The sequence below is a fragment of the Ideonella sp. genome (genome assembly GCF_036277275.1).
Taxonomy (GTDB): domain Bacteria; phylum Pseudomonadota; class Gammaproteobacteria; order Burkholderiales; family Burkholderiaceae_C; genus Ideonella.
This window is the reverse complement of the sequence record NZ_DASUNH010000056.1, coordinates 19,574-35,416: the sequence shown is the minus strand read 5'-3', so window position 1 is coordinate 35,416 and position 15,843 is coordinate 19,574. Positions and strand designations below refer to the sequence as shown.

Sequence of the window (15,843 nt, the reverse complement as noted above, 5' to 3'; positions counted from 1 at the left end):
GGCGGCCTGGACTCGTGCTACCTGATGTTCCCGATCGTCGTGGAAAGCGCCGTGCTGATCAATTCGAACGGGGGCAGCTACGGCCCCGCGGGCGGCCACCAGTGCGCCGCGCTGAAGGACTCGTTCGACAACGCATGGGTGCCGAAGTGAGCTGAGCAAGGCGTGGCGGCGCGGCCGGGCGTGCGTTCATCTCAACGTCGCGCCAGGTGCGCCGCTGTCATCGGCCCGGGTCAGCGTCACCGAGCCTCGCCTTCGGCGTGCGAAGCCATCGCCGCATCGATCCGGGCGAGCTGGGCTTCCCAGAGCCAACGCATCTTCGCCAGCGTGTCTTCCTTTGAGCACCACTGCAGCGGGACGTTGAGGCACTGCGCAACCGACAGCCGCCAATCGTCTTGCGCCTGCGCCCAGCCGTAGTCGGGTCGGTTCAGGCTGTCGTACCAATGGCGCAGGATGGCCGGCGCGTGCGTCCGGAAGGCCGGCTCCGGCCACCACGGGGCCATGAAGTAGGCCAGGTCGGAGACGGCGAGCCCGTAGGTCAGCGACCAGTCGAAGGGCTGCCTGTCGATGAACCAGACCGGGCGGTCGCCCCCCTTCGGCGTCAGCACGTTGGTCGGGTTCAGGTCGCCGTGCAAGAGCGACATGCCGCGTGGGTCGGCCCAGCGCTCGCGAAACTGCTGTTCATGCCGGGCGCAGTGCGGTTGCAGCGTTCGGCCCGTCGCAGCCTCCAGCGCCGCGATGCCCGGCCGAATCTCGTCGAGGTAGCGGTTGATGGCGGCGTCGCTCGGCGCCGGCTGCGTTTCCCAGTGGTGCCGGTGCATCGCGGCCAGCGCTTGCGCCACCGCGCATCCGTGGTCGACTGTCGGCGGCACGTCGCGGCGGTCGTGGTGCGTGTCGGACAAATCGTCGAGCAGCAGGTGGTAGCCCACACCGGGTTCAAAGTGCGCGGCGAAGCAGCGCACCAGCGGCGCGCCGGCCAGGTCGACATAGTCGCGCGTGTAGTAGTCGACCTCGGATCGGCCAAAGGTCTGCCCAATGCAGATCTTCAGCCGCAGCCACCGCGTCGTGCCATCGCCCAACTCTGCCCGCAGGGTCGCCTGCTGCGACCAGTTGCCCGCACCCGGCACCACCGCCACGTGTGTGACCGCCTGCCCGAGGGCCGCAGTCAACCACGCAGCGCTGACGTCGCTCGCCTGTCGCAAGACGGGGCCTGGGGCGATGGCTGCGTGGCGAGTGGACATGGGGGGGCTGGAATTTCGTGGAGGTCTTCTCCACGGTACCTCGCATCGGGGGCGCGCGGAAGATGCCGCCACCCATCCCGCATCGACACAGCCGGCCGCCGGGAGAGTGCCGTCATCGTCCACCGCGAACGAGGGCCTGCAATGGACTGTCATGGCTTGAAGGCCTGCCAGGCTCTACCTTGTGCCGAGGTCTCGAAGTCTGGGACCAGGGCCAGCGGCGCGCGCACGGGTCGTCGAGACACACGCGGCTGGCGCGGCCGCTGAATTTTCGGCAATGCACAGACGGGGTTGGCAGGAGGATTCGATGCGACATCTCAGGCGTTTCGCGCCGGCAGGATGGCTGGCAATGATGGTGGCCGGCATGGCCCATGCGGAGCCACCGCGCTACCGGGTGGTGGATGTGTTCGACCCGCCGCCGTATCCGGGGCCGGCGCGGGCCGACTCGGCGGCGATCGGCAACGGGCCCTGGTCGGCCGCCACCTTTCAACAGATCGGCGGCGGCTTCGCGGCCTTTCGCTGCACGAAGCAGACATGCGAACAGGTGTTTCGGTTCGAGCGCCCGGGTGGTGGCGAAATCGCGGCGGACGTGAATCGATCGGGCGCCGTGGTCGGGACCCAGGAGTTCGATCGCGGATCGAGAGGTTTCGTCGACGATCCGGTGGCCGGGTTGTCGAGCATTCCTTCATTCAATGACGCCTGTCCTTGGCAGCTGCTGAGAAGCGTCGCCACCGCGATCAACGACGCCGGCCTCGTCGTGGGCGCTTCGCAGACCTGCGATGGCGTGATGCACGGCGTGCTCTTCGAAAACGATGTCGTGACGCGAATTCCGGTGCCCACCGGCATCGTCGATGTCGACCCGGCGGACGTCAGTGACAAGCGGGTGGTGGTCGGCGGGGCGAAGAAGCTCGATGGTGCGACCGAGGCGTTCCGCTACGACGGCCAGGTGATGACGTTGCTCGGCACGCTGGGGGGCACCTGGTCGCATGCCCACGCGGTCAACAATGGTGGCCGCATCGTCGGCTGTTCCTACACGGTCGCAAACGCCGCCACCCAGGCCTTCCTGTACGAGCGCGGCGCGATGGTCGCGCTGCCGCCGCCGGGCGATGGCACCGCCTGCGCACACGACATCAACAAGGACGGCGCCGTGGTCGGCACCGGCACGGTGGCCGGCCAAAGCGTGGGGTTCCTGTACGCTGGCGGGGCGACACACGACCTCAACGACCTGCTGCGCCGTTCAGACCAGGGCGAGTGGCGCGTGGTCGGCGCCGTCGGCATCAACAACCGTGGGCAAATCGCGGCCACCGCGCTGAAGCAGGGCGCCACCGAGACCTCGGCCGTGCGCCTGGAGCCGATCCTTCCCGGCTCGGCGCGTTGATCCTGGCAGCCTGGCCCTGCAACACGACAGGGCAGGCTGTGGTGGCCGATGGATGGGATGCGCGGCTGAGCCAAGCACGCGATCATGAGCTTGCCGACCACGCTGGTCGCGCCGACGATGCAGATGATTCCTGTCATCGGGATGGGCCGGTTCCGTAGGTTCGGGCTGTGACCCGCCCGCTGGTCCCAAGCATGGTCAGGTTTTGGTCAAGCTTTGAATGCCGAGGCTGCCTAGCATCTTGCGCCAACCTTGCGCAGATGCCGGCGCGCTGATCGCCCGGCGTCGTCCCATCCACCAAACGACAAAGAGGCACCCCATGCATCGATTTTCCAAACCTGCCCTGGTGGCCATGGCCGCCCTGGGGCTCGCCGCCCACGCGGCGGCGGGCGACGCCGATCCGCTGCACCAGCGCACGGGCTTCGACGATGGCAAGAGTGCCGGCTGGCTCTACCAGCGCCACGTGCCCGGCATCATGTGGGTCGACAAGCACCTGGGCCACACGGCGCCGGCGATTCACCATGTGCAGGGCTTTGCCACCGGCTCGATGATGTTCCAGCGCCGCGCGAGCTGGTTGCAGCCGCTGAAGGCGGGGCAGCCGGTGCGCCTGCAGCTGGACACGAAAGCCCGCCTCGTGAACTACCTGGGTTCACCGACGCGGCGCGAGCTGGTGGTCGAGCTGCGCGATTACGACAACCCGCCGAAGGACCACCCCTACGCCTCGGTGTGGACGATCGTGGGCTACCTGGACGCCGCGAACCTGCCTGGCTGGCGCACCTGGTCGGTGACGATCCAGGACCCGACGTCGCCGACGTTGCCCGAGGGCTGGGGCGGCTACGGCGCCGAAGACAGGAAGGGTCGGCCCTACCTGCCGGCCGACCGCACATTCGCCGATGTGATCGCCGGCGTCGACGAGATCGCGATCACCACCTACCAGCCCGGCTACGCCTACGGCAGCGACCATGACTTCGATGTGCTGTACGACAACATCGAAGTCGGCGTCGTTGCGCCCTAGGACATGGACCCCATCACGGGGTGGGGCGGGCGCCAGTGCCCGCGGATCCCTTTGCGACAGGACAACAACTAGCTCGAGCGTTTGCCGTTGGTGCCCATGACGGCCAGGTCGATGAACTGCGAGGCCACATAGGGCGCCTGCCCGCCGTAGCCGAGCACGAACTCGCCCAGGTCCAACCGGCGCATGCCGGCCAGCGCGGTACGCAGCTTCTCGCGCCGGAAGTCGCCGCCGGTGCGGCGCAGCCCTTCGATCAGCACCTGGCCGTTGACCCAGCCTTCGAAGCTGCTGCCGCCGATGTGCGTGTCTTCGCCGGCGGCGCGCATCGCCGCCTGGTAGTTGCGCACGACCGCCAGGCGCGTGCTGGCCGCGTCGGGCAGCACCTGGGTCAGGGCCAGGCCGTTGAGCGCCGGGCCCAGCTTGGCCTGCTCTGACGCGAGCACCGAAACCGACAGGCCCGCCACCGGCGTGGCCGGCGACAGGCGGCGAAAGGCCTGCAGAAAGGCCGTGTTCGCGGTGCCGGTGGTGCCCAGCACCACCGCGCTGGGCTTGAGGGCGTGCACCTGCTTGGCCAGCGCTTCGGCGTTGGCGCCGTCGATCGCGAGCGCGAACTTGCCTGCCAGCTCCGCGCCCTTGGCGACCACTGCGAGCTCGGCATCTGCCAGCACCTCTTTGCCGAACGGGTTGTCCAGGTACACGAAGGCCAGGCTCTTCAGGCCCCAGGACAGCAGCTGTTGCATCAGCCGTTCGGTTTCGTCGCGGTAGCTGGCCCGCACGTGGAAGACGTTCTTCAGCCCCGGCTTGCGCAACGAGGCGGCACCCGTCACCGGACCGACCAGCGGCACTTCGGCCTTCTCGACTGCCGGCAAGATGGCGGCGGTGTTGCCGGTGCCCATCGACGACACGAGGGCGAACACCTGCTGCTCCTCGATCAGGCGGCGGGTGTTTTCGACCGTGCGCGAGGGCACGTAGGCATCGTCCAGGCTGATCAGCTTGATCTGCCGGCCGCCGATGCCGCCGCCGGTGTTGTTGGCCGCCTTGAACGCCGCGTTCAGGCCGGCCGTGTGGGCGATGCCGGCACCGGCCAGCGGGCCCGACAAGGCCAGCGTGCTGCCGATGATCACTTGCGAGGCGGTCACGCCCGGTTCGGCGCGGGCCACGCTGGCAGCCCCTGGAAGCGCCACCACGCAAGCGTTGCGAAGGGCCTGTTTAAGTACATCACGCCGATTCATGGTCACTGGGTCTGCTCCTTTGATTCTTGGAATGTTCGTCGAGGGCCCCTCGCGAGGCTGTCGCCCACGTTACAGCCCCGCCCGCGGCGGGCGCCCTGAAACGTCATGAATCGCACGCAACGTGATGTTTCCTCTGTAGCCAATCGAGAATGCGGTGTCGCGCCTACGCAAATTCGTCGTTAGGGCTCTGTGCCGCCGGCCGCGGTAGGCTCCCAGTTTTGGCGACCGATGTGTCGATGGCGGCGGCCGTTGTTCGTCGTCCAGGCAAGCGGGCTGCCATTCCGGCGGCTCATGCCAACGATTGCCAACGAAGGAGCGTCACCCGTGGCCTTGCAGCTTTATTACCACCCGTTCTCGTCGTACAGCCAGAAGGCGCTGGTGGCGCTGTACGAGAACGCGATCCCATTCGAGCCGCAGTCGTTGGACGGGCCCGACAGCCCGGCCTCGCGACGGCTGGCCGAGCTGTGGCCGATGAAGCGCTTCCCGGTGCTGGTGGATGGCGAGCGAACCATCCTCGAAGCCAGTTGCATCGTCGAGTACCTGGCGCTGCACCGACCGGGCCCGGTGCGGCTGATTCCCGAGGATCCGGACGAAGCGCTGGAGGCGCGGATGCTCGACCGCTTCTTCGACAACTACATCTCGACGCCGCAGCAGAAGATCGTGTTCAATGCGCTGCGGCCGGCCGCGGCGCGCGATGCGTATGGCGAGCAAGAGGCACGTGACATGCTCGACACCGCCTACGCCTGGTTGAACGAGCGCATGGCCGGGCGCGAGTGGGCGGTCGGTGATCGGTTCAGCCTGGCCGACTGCGGCGCCGCGCCGTTCCTGTTCTATGCCGACTGGACGCATGCGATCGGTGACGCCTACCCGCACGTGAAGGCCTACCGCCGCCGCCTGCTGGCCCGCCCGTCGTTCGCCCGTGCGGTCGACGAGGCGCGGCCATACCGCCCTTACTTCCCGCTTGGCGCGCCCGACCGTGATTGACGAGCGTCGACCATGATCGTCATCGACGCCGCAGCCACGCGCAAGGCGCTGCCGTTCGACCGCCTGGTCGCCGCGCTGCGCATGCAGTTCGCCGACGACAGCTGCGTGGTGCCGGCGCGGCATGTGCATGAGATCGCCTCGCCGGACGGCGCGCCGGTCACGTCGCTGATCATGCCGGCGTGGTTGGCCGGGCGCTACTACGGCGTCAAGGTGGTCAACATCGCGCCGGGCAACGCGGCGCGCGGGTTGCCCGGGCTTCATGCCAGCTACCTGCTGCACGACGCGGCCACCGGTGTGCCGCTGGCGCTGATCGATGGCGACGAGATCACCGCACGCCGAACCGCGGCAGCGTCGGCGCTGGCAGCGTCGTTGCTGGCGCGTGTCGATGCGCGTCACCTGCTGGTCGTCGGCGCCGGCCGTGTGGCGCAGCTGTTGCCGCTGGCCTACCGAGCGGTGCGCGGCATCGAGCGGGTCAGCGTCTGGGCGCGCCAAGCGACGCAGGCTGAAGCGGTGGCCGCGGCGTGGCGCGTGCAGGGTATCGATGCAGCGGCGGTCACCGACCTCGCTGCAGCTGCCGCGCAGGCCGACATCGTCAGCTGCGCGACGTTGGCCGCCGCGCCGCTGATCAATGGCTGCTGGCTGCAGCCCGGCAGCCACCTCGACCTGATCGGCAGCTTCACGCCGGCGATGCGCGAGGCCGACGACGGCTGCTTCGCCGGCGCGTCGCTGTATGTCGACACTGATGAAGCGCTGCGCAAGAGCGGTGACCTGCTCGGGCCGATGTCGCGCGGCGTGTTCACGGCGGCCGATGTGTGCGGTACCTTGGCCGACCTGGCCGGCGGCCGGTGTGCTGGCCGCACGTCGGCCCATGAACGCACGGTGTTCAAGTCGGTTGGCACGGCGCTCGAAGACCTGGCCGCCGCGGTGCTGGCCTACGGGGCCAGCCGTGACGCGAGGCCTTGAGGCCAGCGGCACAATCGCCCGCATGCGGAAACCGCCTGCCCGCCCTGCTGTGTCGCTCGACGAGGCGCTCGCGCTGTTGCGCGCGCAGGCGCGGCCCGAGGCACTGGCCGGCATGGCCGGTTTCGGCATGGGCACCGAAGGGCGGCTGGGCCTGTCGATGCCGATGCTGCGGCAACTGGGCCGGCAGATCGGCCGCGACCACGGGCTGGCACTCGCTTTGGCCGCCAGCGGCATCCCGGATGCGCAGATCCTGGCCTCGCTGGTGGCCGAACCGGCGCTGTTCACCGTCGGTCAGATGAACACCTGGGTGTCGACGTTGAACGCGTGGGACAGCTGCGACCAGGCCTGCATCAATGCCTTCGTGCGCACGCCGCTGGCCTGGGGCCGGGTGCCGGCGTGGGCCGCGCGCCTGCCCGAGTTCGAGCGCCGCGCCGCCTTCGCGCTGCTTGCCGCGCTGGCAGTGCACGACAAGGCGGCCGGTGACGAGCGCTTCGTCGAGGTGCTGCCGTTGATCGAACGGCACGCGAACGACGAACGCAACTTCGTCAAGAAGGCCGTCAACTGGGCGCTGCGCCAGATCGGAAAGCGCAACACCACGCTGCTGCCGCAGGCCATCGCCTGTGCCGAGCGGGTGGCGGCGCAGCCATCGCGCGCGGCCCGCTGGATTGCGGCTGACGCGCTGCGCGAGCTGCGGGCGCACGAGGCGTCCACGTGACGACCACCACTTCAATCCCATCTCAGGAGGACCGAGCGTGATGTTGAAACAAACCCTGGTTGCTGGCGGTCGTTCGGCCGCCGCGACCACCATGCTGAGCGCGTTGGCCGTCGGCGCGGCCGCGGCGCCGGTCAACTACGAGATCGACCCCAGCCACACCTACCCCAGCTTCGAGGCGGACCATCTCAACGGCCTGTCGGTCTGGCGCGGCAAGTTCAACAAGACCGCCGGCAAGATCGTGATGGACAAGGCGGCCGGCAACGGCGCAGTCGATCTGATCGTCGAGATGGACAGTGTCGACTTTGGCTTGCCGCAGATGAACGAAGCCGCCAAGCGGCAGGACATCTTCGATGTCGAGCGGTTTCCGCACGCGCGCTTTCGCGGCCAACTGGTCGACTTCGTCGACGGTGCGCCGAGCAAGGTGGTTGGCGAGTTCACGCTGCATGGCGTGACCAAACCGCTGACGCTGGAGATCCGCCAGTTCAAATGCATGCCGCACCCGCTGTTCAAGCGCGAGTTGTGCGGCGCCGATGCGCACGGCACGTTCCAGCGCGACGCGTTTGGCGTCGATGCCGGCAAGTCCTACGGCTTTCGCATGGATGTGACCTTGCGTATCCAGGTCGAGGCGGTGGCGACCGAATAAATCGCTACGTGAATTGCGGATGGCCTCAGGGTCTTTCGCAATGACAAGGGTTATTGGTCGACGGCACACTGTGGATACCGGCAGCCGAGCGTTACCCCGCTTGGTGTGTCGTGCCACATCAATCTTCCTCACCCAGGAGATGCCATGTCGATTCCTTCGCGCCCCACGGGCTGCGTGGGGCAGCGCAGTGCGCGCTGCATGCTGTCCGTCGTAAGGACCCACCGTGCCTAAGCGAGCCGCTGAAACCGCGGCCGTTGCCGCCAAGTCTGCGGCGCTGACCGCCACCCGCCCCGCCAGCGTGGCCACGGCCAACGCCCCCACCTACGACCCCGGGCCCTTGCGCCTGCATGTGCCCGAGCCCACCGGCCGGCCGGGTCAGCAAACCGACTTCTCGTACCTGCGCATCTCGGCCCCAGGCGAAGTGCGACGCCCGCCGCTGGACGTGTCGCCTGCCGACACGGCCGACATGGCCGGCGCGTTGGTGCGTGTGCTCGACGAAGACGGCCACGCCGTCGGCCCCTGGGCTCCGGAGGTCGAAGTCGAAACACTGCGCCGCGGCCTGCGCTCGATGATGAAGACCCGCGCGTTCGATGCGCGCATGCTGATCGCGCAGCGGCAGAAGAAAATATCGTTCTACATGCAGTGCCTGGGCGAAGAGGCGATCGCGATCGCCCATGCGCTGGCGCTGCGTGAAGGCGACATGTGCTTCCCGACCTATCGGCAACAAGGCCTGCTGCTGTCGCGCGACGACATCGACATGGTCGAGCTGATGTGCCAGCTGATGTCGAACGAGAAAGACCCGGTCAAGGGCCGCCAGCTGCCGGTGATGTATTCGTACAAGCGCGCCGGCTTCTTCACGATCTCGGGCAACCTCGCGACGCAGTTCATCCAGGCGGTGGGCTGGGCGATGGCCTCGGCGATCAAGGGCGACACCAAGATCGCATCGGGCTGGATCGGTGATGGCTCGACCGCAGAGAGCGACTTCCACACCGCGCTGACCTTCGCCCATGTCTACCGCGCCCCGGTGATCCTGAACGTGGTCAACAACCAGTGGGCGATCTCGACCTTCCAGGCGATCGCCGGCGGCGAGGCCAGCACCTTCGCTGCGCGTGGCGTGGGCTGCGGCATTGCGTCGCTGCGGGTCGACGGCAACGACTTCCTCGCGGTGCTGGCGGCCTCGCGCTGGGCGGCCGAGCGGGCGCGCAACAACCTGGGCCCGACGATGATCGAGTGGATCACCTACCGGGCCGGCGCGCACTCGACCTCCGACGACCCGACGCGTTATCGGCCTGCGGGCGACTGGCAGGCCTTCCCGCTGGGCGACCCGGTCGAGCGGTTGAAGAAGCATTTGATGACCTTGGGCGCGTGGTCGGATGCCGAGCACGAGGCGACGCAGAAAGAGCTCGAGGTCCAGGTGCTGGCCGCGATGAAGGAAGCCGAACGCTTCGGCACGATGCACGACGGCCACATCCCGCCGCTGCGCAGCATGTTCGAAGACGTCTACGAAGAAATGCCGCCGCACCTGCTAGCGCAGTTGCGCCAGGCCGAGAGGGGAGACTGAGCATGGCTTCCATGACCATGATCCAGGCCCTGCGCTCCGCGATGGACGTGATGCTGGGCCGTGACGACGATGTGGTGATCTACGGCCAGGACGTGGGTTACTTCGGCGGCGTGTTCCGCTGCACCGAGGGCCTGCAGGCCAAGCACGGCCGCACGCGCGTGTTCGACGCGCCGATCAACGAGGGCGGCATCGTCGGCTCGGCGATCGGCATGGCGGCCTACGGGCTGCGGCCGGTGGTCGAGGTGCAGTTCGCCGACTACGTCTACCCGGCCTACGACCAGATCGTCTCGGAGGCGGCCCGCCTGCGCTACCGCTCGGCCGGTGACTTCACCGCGCCGATCACGATCCGCATGCCTTGCGGCGGCGGCATCTACGGCGGCCAGACGCACAGCCAGAGCCCTGAAGCGCTGTTCACGCATGTGTGCGGCATTCGCACCGTGATGCCGAGCACGCCGTACGACGCGAAGGGCTTGTTGATCGCCTCGATCGAGAACAACGACCCGGTGATCTTCCTCGAGCCGAAGCGCCTGTACAACGGCCCGTTCGATGGTTACCCCGACCGCCCGGTCGTGCCCTGGTCCGCCCACCCGGCCAGCGAGGTGCCTGAGGGGCACTACACCGTGCCGCTGGACAAGGCGGTGGTGGCGCGCGAGGGCAAGGACCTGACGGTGTTGACCTACGGCACGATGGTTTTCGTCAGCGAGGCGGCGGCTAAGGAAAGCGGTGTCGATGCCGAGATCATCGACCTGCGTACGTTGTGGCCGCTCGACCTGCCGGCGGTGATCGCGTCGGTCAAGAAGACCGGCCGCTGCGTCGTCGTGCACGAAGCCACGCGCACCAGTGGCTTCGGTGCCGAGCTGGCGGCTCTGGTGCAGGAGCACTGCTTCTACCACCTGGAAACGCCGATCGAGCGCGTGGCCGGCTGGGACACGCCCTACCCGCACGCCCAGGAGTGGGCTTACTTCGCCGGGCCGGCACGGGTTGCCGCGGCCTTCCGGCGCGCGATGGAGGCATGAGCGTGTCAATCCATGTGATCAAGATGCCCGATCTGGGCGAAGGCATTGCCGAGTGCGAGCTGGTGGCCTGGCATGTGAAGCCGGGCGACACGGTGGCCGAGGACCAGGTGCTGGCCGACGTGATGACGGACAAGGCGACCGTCGAGATCCCGTCGTCTGTGGCCGGGCGTGTCGTGTCGTTGGGTGGCGAAGTGGGCCAGTCACTGGCGGTGGGTGCGGACCTGATCCGCATCGAGCGTGAGGGTGAAGCACCGGCCAAGGCGGACCCGCCGCCGGCTGCCGTGGCCGCCGCTGCGCAGGCGTCAGCGGCCATTGCCGCCGCTGCGGTGGTGGCGCCGCCGCCATCTGCACCTGCCGCACCCGTGCGCACCGCGCCTCCCCCGCCGGCCCCGGCGATGCCAGCTGTTGCGCGGCACGACAACGGCCGCGTCATCGCGTCACCCGCGCTGCGCGAGCGTGCCTGGTCGCTGGGGGTGGACTTGGCCAAGGTGCAGGCCAGCGGCCCTGGTGGCCGCGTGATGCAGCGCGACCTCGATGAGCACGTCGCGCGCTACGGCGCACCCGGCCCGGTCAAGCATGCGCCGCCGCCGCCGGCCCCGCCGACGCTGGTGCGCCCGCCGGTCGCGGCTGGTGAAGACGTGATCGAGCAGATCAAGTTCGTCGGCCTGCGCCGCAAGATCGCGCAGCGCATGCAAGAAGCCAAGCGGCGCGTCCCGCATTTCAGCTATGTCGAAGAGCTGGACATGACAGAGCTCGAGGCCTTGCGCGAACAGCTGAACGCCCGCTACGGCAAGGCGCGCGGCAAGCTGACGGTGCTGCCGTTGCTGGCCCGCGCGATGGTCCACGCGCTGCGTGACTTCCCGGATCTCAACGCGAACTTCGACGACGAGACCGGGACGCTGACGCGCCATTCGGCGGTGCACATCGGCATCGCGACGCAGACCGATGCCGGGCTGATGGTGCCGGTGCTGCGCGACGCGCAGGCCCACGACCTGTGGTCGTTCGCGGCCGAGGTGCAACGCCTGGCCGAAGCGGCGCGCACTGGCCGCATCGTGCGCGACGAGCTGACCGGCTCGACGATCACGATCACCAGCCTGGGCAAGATCGGCGGCATCGTCACGACGCCGGTGATCAACATGCCCGAGGTGGCGATCGTCGGTGTCAACCGCATCGTCGAACGGCCGGTGATCCGCAACGGTGCGATCGTGCCGCGCCTGATGATGAACCTGTCGTCGTCGTTCGATCACCGTGTCGTCGATGGCGTGCAGGCAGCCGAGTTCGTGCAGGCGCTGCGCGGGTTGCTGGAGCACCCGGCCACGCTGTTCATCGACTGAGAGCGTGCCGGCGGCGCGGTCACGTTCCGCCGGCTTGCACAGGCTGCCACGCCACCGCCACCGGTTGCGCTGTCGAGTCTGGCGAGCCCGGCTATGGGCTCTTCGCCGGCTCGTCGTCCTGCACCGGCTCCAGCCTGGACCATTGCCACTCGTCGTGGTCGGCTTCCGTCACGGTGCCGGCGCTTTGGTCGCCCCACGAAAACAGCGATTGTTTGCCGCCGGTGATGTGTTCGCGCGTCCCCAGCGCCAGGGAGCCGTCGGCCAGCCGCGTCATGCGCCAAAGCACGCTGGTCCTGCGGCCGTGCGCGCTCTCGGCCCCATGGGGTGACGGGCCGGACCCTGGCAGGGGCGTGGGCGCCTCGAAGTCGACCTCGTCGGTCTCCAGGTAGCCGAAGCTGCAGCGCCACTCCGCGGCGCCCCATTCGTGGTAGCCCCAACCGGGGCCGTTCAAGCGAGGTTCCGGCGCATCGGATTCGGGCGATCGCTGCGTGAACACGGCCGTCAGCGGGCTGCCACGCCCGGTCATGCGGACGCCGAAGCGGCCGTAGGGGTAGACGTTCACCCCGACGACCCGGCGCGAAGCGAATCCGTGGGGGCGGCGATCGTCTGCGAACACAAGGCCATCGACAGGCGGCCAGACGTAGACACCGACGATGTCGGGGCAGCCGATCAACGGCTTGCCCAGTGAGCCGAAACTGGCTGGTGGCGTGCTGCTGCCCGAAGTCCGGCCGCAAGCCACCAGCCCGAGCGAGACGGCGCTGGCCACGGTGCTCGCCATCACGAGTCGTCGGCCGGTTCGGTGCCTGAGACCGTGCGCCGTCTCAGGGCCGTTCGATGTCATGGGGGATCCCTTGCGTGCTTGCGCGCGTCAGAATAACTGACCACCGGTCCGCCAAGCGGGCCATGCCACACAGGACTGCTCCATGCCCGATTCATTTGGCGACGCGCCGCTCGATGATGATTTCGCGAGTCGCTTTGACGGTGTCCTCCACGCGCGCCAGCACGTCGGGCCCAAGCACCTGGGCGAGCCGGCGCCGGACGAGGCGACGCTGCGCGAGCTGTTTGCCGCCGCCGCGGCCGCGCCGGATCACGGCCGGCTGCGGCCTTGGCGCTTCCTCGTGCTCGGTGCCGAGGCGCGCGAGCGGTTGGGCCAGGCCTTTGCCGACGCACTTCGCGAGCGTGACCCGGGTGCGACGCCCGAGCAGTCCGCCGAGGCCAACGACAAGGCGTTCCGCGGGCCGGTGCTGATCCTGGCAATCGCCGATCTGCGCGCCGACGAGCCGGACGTACCGCCGCCCGAACGCCTGGTGTCGCTCGGCGCCGCGATCCAGAACCTGATGCTGGCCGCTGCCGCGCGCGGCTACGCCAGTGGCTTGTCCAGCGGTCGCGCGATGGGCAGCCGCGCGCTGCGAGAGGCTTTCGGGCTGGCCGAGGGTGAACACGCCATCTGCTTCATCAGCCTGGGCACTGCGTTGCGCGACAAGCCGGTGCGACCCCGGCCGGCGCCGGACGACTTCGTACGCTGGATCTGAGCGCGCCGGGTCTTGACCCCACAGGCGCCATTGCATCGCACCACCACACCGACATCGCTCCTAACATCGCCGCCGGTCGTGCTGGCTGTGTCGTCGGTGTGCCGCTTCCCTTGGTCTGTTGTCATCGCATCGACACCGCGCGTGCCTAGCCTCCCGGCCTTTGTTCCAACGGCTTCAACGAGGAGACGAACCATGTGGAAGAAAGCGATCGTGGGACTCTGCGGTGGCCTGGCCTTCGGCACTTCGGCCTGGGCCCTGACCCCGGCCGAGCTGGCCTACCACCATGCACCGGTGCACTACCAGGACAGCGACTCGAGCGACTACCCGTCGGACTACATCACCGCGTTCGACTATGACCACGATCCCATCACGACCAACAACTGGGACAACCGCGGCAATGGCCTGTGGCCGGCGACGGTGTACTACTCGGTGGTCGAAAGCTGCAGCCACTACTTCATCACCTACGGCTTCTACCACCCGCGCGACTGGGCCGACATCATCTTCGACCAGGAGCACGAGAACGACCTCGAAGGCGCGATCGTCGCGGTGCGCAAGGACGGGTCCGCCTACGGCAGGCTCGAAGGGATGATCACGGTCTTCCACAGCGACTTCTATTCGTTCACGCCCACCGGCAGCCCCTACACCAAGGGCCACGAGACGATCGACGGCAAGGTCTCGTTCGAAGTCGACAACGGCATCAGCCGGATGAAGACGGTGCAGGAGGCCAAGGGCCACGGCTTGAAGGCGTGGCCGTACACCTCGGACTTCAACGGTTCGCCGAACCAGGACGGCCTCGTCTACTACCCGACGCTGGACGAGCCGACAACGCCGCGCTCAGGCAATGACCGCCGCGTGCTGTACCGCCTCGTCGACATCCAGCAGGCCGGCGGCCTGTTCGACCTGGCGATCAACGACGCGCTGCAGCCACCGGCACAGGCGCTGACCTTCGCGGGCTGGGGCACCTTCCGCGGCGACGAGAGCGGCGGCTGCGGCGCGGGGCTGAAGAGCTGCAGCAGCAACTCGGCCAACACGCCCTGGGGCTGGGACGACGGCAACGACGGCGCCAGCTACCGCGGCGAGTTCGCGCTCGACCCGGCGCACCTGTTCTCGCACTACTTCGGCAACACCGGCAACTTCAGCCAGCAGTACCTCTACCACCCGTACCTGACCAAGCTGCGCAATGCCGGCTTCTACTCGGGCCACGTGCCAGCGGGCTTTCCTTCGCAGCTGGATCTGAACACGCTGTACGGCAAGCTCACCAACAGCTGTCAGTGAGCTGCTCGATGCCCGCCGTCTGGCGGGCCTCCGCGAAGATGTACTACCAACCGTTCGCGCTGAGCTTGTCGCCTCACGATCATCCCCATTGCGGCCCGTCGCAATGACAGTTACTTACGGGACAGGACGCTAGGCGGCGACCGCCTCGACGTGCGCGTGGCGCGTGTAGAGGAAGTCAATGACCGCCTTGCGTGCGTGCACGTAGGTCGCATCCTCGGCCAGCGCGACGCGGTCGCGCGGCCGGGGCAGTTCGACTTTCAGGATCTCGCCAATCGTCGCCGACGGGCCGTTGGTCATCATCACGATGCGGTCGGACAGCAGCACCGCCTCATCGACATCGTGCGTCACCATCACGACGGTGCTGCGTGTGCGCGCGACGATCTTCAGCAGCTCGTCCTGGAGCTTCGCGCGGGTCAGCGCGTCGAGCGCACCGAAGGGCTCGTCCATCAGCAGCACCTTCGGCTCCATCGCCAGCGCACGTGCAATGCCGACGCGCTGCTTCATCCCGCCCGAGATCTCGTGCGGCCGCTTGTGGGTCGCATGGCCCATGCCGACCAGCTCGAGCGCGGCCTGTGTGCGCAGCTTCAGCTTCGCTTTGGGCTCACCGCCGCCGAAGACGCGCTCGACGGCGAGGTAGACGTTGTCGAAGCATGAGAGCCACGGCAGCAGTGAGTGGTTCTGGAACACGACCGCGCGCTCAGGGCCCGGTGCGGTGATCTCGCGGTTGTCGCACAGCAGTGCGCCACCGGTGGGCTTTTGCAGCCCGGCGATCAGGTTCAGCAGCGTCGACTTGCCGCAGCCCGAGTGGCCGATCAGCGTGACGAACTCGCCGCGCTCGACCTTCAGGTGGATGTCGCGCAGCGCCTGGAACGGGCCCTTGGCGGTCTGGAACGTGACGTCGGCGGCGTGGATGTCGATGAAGGCACTCATTGGAGCCCCTCGTTCGATGAGTACATCGACCGATCC

The 15,843-nt window shown here is 68.2% G+C and carries 15 protein-coding genes; 11 read left to right on the top strand and 4 right to left on the bottom strand.

From position 1 onward, the window contains the following. Window positions 1-236 precede the first annotated feature (236 nt). A complete protein-coding gene (locus VFY73_RS10600; RefSeq protein ID WP_329718416.1) occupies window positions 237-1,238 on the bottom strand; it encodes a phosphotransferase in 1,002 nt (333 codons plus the stop codon). 304 nt (window positions 1,239-1,542) lie between these two features. Here VFY73_RS10600 and VFY73_RS10595 point away from each other — a divergent pair, with 304 nt between their 5' ends. Both VFY73_RS10595 and VFY73_RS10590 read left to right on the top strand, forming a co-directional pair. Further along, entirely contained in the window at window positions 1,543-2,613 is a 1,071-nt protein-coding gene (locus VFY73_RS10595) for a hypothetical protein (protein WP_329718414.1), read from the top strand. 316 nt (window positions 2,614-2,929) lie between these two features. After that, the gene (locus VFY73_RS10590) at window positions 2,930-3,625 is read left to right on the top strand and encodes a PEP-CTERM sorting domain-containing protein (RefSeq protein ID WP_329718412.1); all 696 of its coding nucleotides are present in this window, start codon (window positions 2,930-2,932) and stop codon (window positions 3,623-3,625) included. A gap of 68 nt (window positions 3,626-3,693) precedes the next feature. Here VFY73_RS10590 and VFY73_RS10585 read toward each other — a convergent pair whose 3' ends face one another. Next, window positions 3,694-4,761 carry an ABC transporter substrate-binding protein gene (locus tag VFY73_RS10585; RefSeq protein WP_329718409.1) on the bottom strand — a complete coding sequence of 356 codons (1,068 nt, stop codon included), beginning with the start codon at window positions 4,759-4,761 and terminating at the stop codon, window positions 3,694-3,696. Window positions 4,762-5,145: 384 nt separating this feature from the next. On the opposite strand from VFY73_RS10585, the gene VFY73_RS10580 reads away from it, so the two are divergent. The 7 genes from VFY73_RS10580 to VFY73_RS10550 all read left to right on the top strand — a co-directional run bounded on the left by VFY73_RS10580 (window position 5,146) and on the right by VFY73_RS10550 (window position 12,070). After that, complete coding sequence (locus VFY73_RS10580; RefSeq protein WP_414654442.1) at window positions 5,146-5,838, top strand: glutathione S-transferase family protein; 693 nt, start codon at window positions 5,146-5,148, stop codon at window positions 5,836-5,838. 12 nt (window positions 5,839-5,850) lie between these two features. After that, window positions 5,851-6,801: an ornithine cyclodeaminase family protein gene (locus VFY73_RS10575; RefSeq protein ID WP_329718405.1), complete on the top strand. Its 951-nt coding sequence runs from the start codon at window positions 5,851-5,853 to the stop codon at window positions 6,799-6,801. 22 nt (window positions 6,802-6,823) lie between these two features. After that, window positions 6,824-7,516, top strand: coding sequence for a DNA alkylation repair protein (locus VFY73_RS10570; protein ID WP_329718403.1), 693 nt, complete (start codon window positions 6,824-6,826; stop codon window positions 7,514-7,516). Between the two features lie 40 nt (window positions 7,517-7,556). After that, window positions 7,557-8,159, top strand: coding sequence for a YceI family protein (locus VFY73_RS10565; protein WP_329718401.1), 603 nt, complete (start codon window positions 7,557-7,559; stop codon window positions 8,157-8,159). A gap of 298 nt (window positions 8,160-8,457) precedes the next feature. Further along, window positions 8,458-9,720, top strand: coding sequence for a 3-methyl-2-oxobutanoate dehydrogenase (2-methylpropanoyl-transferring) subunit alpha (locus tag VFY73_RS10560; RefSeq protein ID WP_329718422.1), 1,263 nt, complete (start codon window positions 8,458-8,460; stop codon window positions 9,718-9,720). A gap of 2 nt (window positions 9,721-9,722) precedes the next feature. Then, window positions 9,723-10,736, top strand: coding sequence for an alpha-ketoacid dehydrogenase subunit beta (locus VFY73_RS10555; protein WP_349257110.1), 1,014 nt, complete (start codon window positions 9,723-9,725; stop codon window positions 10,734-10,736). Window positions 10,737-10,798: 62 nt separating this feature from the next. Further along, entirely contained in the window at window positions 10,799-12,070 is a 1,272-nt protein-coding gene (locus tag VFY73_RS10550; RefSeq protein WP_414654443.1) for a dihydrolipoamide acetyltransferase family protein, read from the top strand. A 91-nt stretch (window positions 12,071-12,161) separates the two neighbouring features. Here the strand turns inward: VFY73_RS10550 and VFY73_RS10545 are convergent, their stop codons facing one another. Next, window positions 12,162-12,848, bottom strand: coding sequence for a hypothetical protein (locus VFY73_RS10545; RefSeq protein WP_329718399.1), 687 nt, complete (start codon window positions 12,846-12,848; stop codon window positions 12,162-12,164). Between the two features lie 145 nt (window positions 12,849-12,993). Here VFY73_RS10545 and VFY73_RS10540 point away from each other — a divergent pair, with 145 nt between their 5' ends. Together VFY73_RS10540 and VFY73_RS10535 are read left to right on the top strand one after the other, a co-directional pair. Next, window positions 12,994-13,602, top strand: coding sequence for a nitroreductase (locus VFY73_RS10540; RefSeq protein WP_329718397.1), 609 nt, complete (start codon window positions 12,994-12,996; stop codon window positions 13,600-13,602). A gap of 192 nt (window positions 13,603-13,794) precedes the next feature. Continuing rightward, window positions 13,795-14,877: a hypothetical protein gene (locus VFY73_RS10535; RefSeq protein WP_329718395.1), complete on the top strand. Its 1,083-nt coding sequence runs from the start codon at window positions 13,795-13,797 to the stop codon at window positions 14,875-14,877. A 129-nt stretch (window positions 14,878-15,006) separates the two neighbouring features. Here VFY73_RS10535 and VFY73_RS10530 read toward each other — a convergent pair whose 3' ends face one another. Further along, window positions 15,007-15,807 carry an ABC transporter ATP-binding protein gene (locus tag VFY73_RS10530; RefSeq protein ID WP_329718393.1) on the bottom strand — a complete coding sequence of 267 codons (801 nt, stop codon included), beginning with the start codon at window positions 15,805-15,807 and terminating at the stop codon, window positions 15,007-15,009. Window positions 15,808-15,843 lie beyond the last annotated feature (36 nt).